The following is a 1,590-nucleotide window of genomic DNA, read 5'->3' as shown; positions in this document are numbered from 1 at the left end:
AAGTAAACCAGCTAATAGTTTGTCAATATTTTTCAATAAAAAATAAAATTTAACCATGATATACTAAAAATATGCATGCCAAATAACCTTCGACTAACTGATGATTGGAAGGTTTTGTCTTATTTAACTGGAAATCTTAATTAGGCTATATCTTGGAAAGTAGTTCTGTTTTTTAATATGGCATAAATCCAATGTAAGAGCTTATTTACACAAGCAATAACGGCGACTTTATAAAGTTTGCCTTCCTCACGCTTCTTATCGTAAAACGCTCTTAATCTCTTGTTTCTTGGAATAATTTCATCAGTTGTTTTCTGTTTACGACAATCACGAATCCCAGAGCGAACAGCCATATATAAGGCGTGACGCAACCTGCTTGATCCACGTTTTGTAATACGAACGAGAGTCGCTTTAAATTTACCTGATTCAAATACCTCTGGATCCACTCCAGAGAATGCGACAAGCTTTTTTGGGTGATTAAACCGATCTATCTCTCCAATTTCAGAAATGATCGTTGCAGCGATTTTTTCACCGATACCAGGGATAGATTGGATAATCTTATATTCTTCAATTTCCTTTGCGAGAGTATCTATCTCAGCCTCCAACTCTGATAGATGCTCTTTGTATTGAAGAAGCATATTAATATACATACTAAGACTCAGTAAATGACTATGATATAGTGTCTTTTGAAACGGATTCTTTGCTGCTGCTTTTTGAAGTTGTTGAGCTTTTTCTTTTGCCCATCTTATTGAACGACTTTTACATAATTCCTTGATTTTATTGGTCAATGTTACTTCGCTAACAGCTAAGATATCTTCAGAGGCTGGGTATGCTTGAAGAGTAAGCAACGACACAACAGAATATAAGTCCCCAAAAACCCCCTTAAATTCTGGGAATATTTGATCTAGAACAGCTTGAAATTGCAGTTTGGTTTGAACATACATTCCCGTTATATTCTCATGTTGCCTTGTGAGATTACGTAGGTTTAAGAGTCGAATTCCTCGTTTTTTGTACGGCTCTAAATCCTCTTTATAGTAAAGCTCACAAAGACGATAGGCATCGATGGCATCCGTTTTAACTTTTCTTAAACTAGCACTTTTGGCTCTATGAGAGATTAATGGATTTACTATGATTAATAAATATTGATGTTGCTCTAGAAACTGAACAACTGGTGTATGGTAATGTCCTGTAGCTTCTAAAACCACTGGAGGTTGAATTCCAGCTTTATCTTTTATACCTTCCAGAAACTCAAGTAATGATCCTAGCCCATCAAGATCATGGTTGATACTAAAGCTTTTACCGTAAGGTTTTCCCTTATCTAAAAAAGCCTGAACTTCACTTTTTCCTTTTGAAACATCCAGACTAACGACTGGATTCATTCTAAATCTCCTCCTAAAATTGAACTTGCCAGTAACCCCTAATTCCTCCTAGTAGTATCATAGCTTCGCTTGTTATACGAGATCTCAGTCCCAACCAGCCTCAAACATGTTTCTACCAGTAGGGGGTGAACGGTTTACTTGACGGGATCAAAGTCCCACGGGTGCGGACGTTCTACCCTGGCTACTGTTATAATAAAACCATATAAAAAATGGT

1 protein-coding gene is annotated in these 1,590 nt (G+C 36.6%); it reads right to left on the bottom strand.

Annotation, left to right across the window (positions count from 1 at the left end; translation table 11 throughout):
* Nucleotides 1-140: 140 nt before the first annotated feature.
* A complete protein-coding gene (locus tag ACIFOT_RS28845) occupies nucleotides 141-1,376 on the bottom strand; it encodes an IS110 family transposase (RefSeq protein WP_430071371.1) in 1,236 nt (411 codons plus the stop codon).
* Nucleotides 1,377-1,590: the final 214 nt, after the last annotated feature.

Source organism: Neobacillus sp. NRS-1170 (genome assembly GCF_050468025.1).
This window is presented reverse-complemented; position numbering and strand designations above follow the sequence as displayed.

Bases quoted from the DNA above. Each gene is read 5' to 3' on its own strand.
- ACIFOT_RS28845 (WP_430071371.1), bottom strand. From the start codon at position 1,376: ATGAATCCAGTCGTTAGTCTGGATGTTTCAAAAGGAAAAAGTGAAGTT.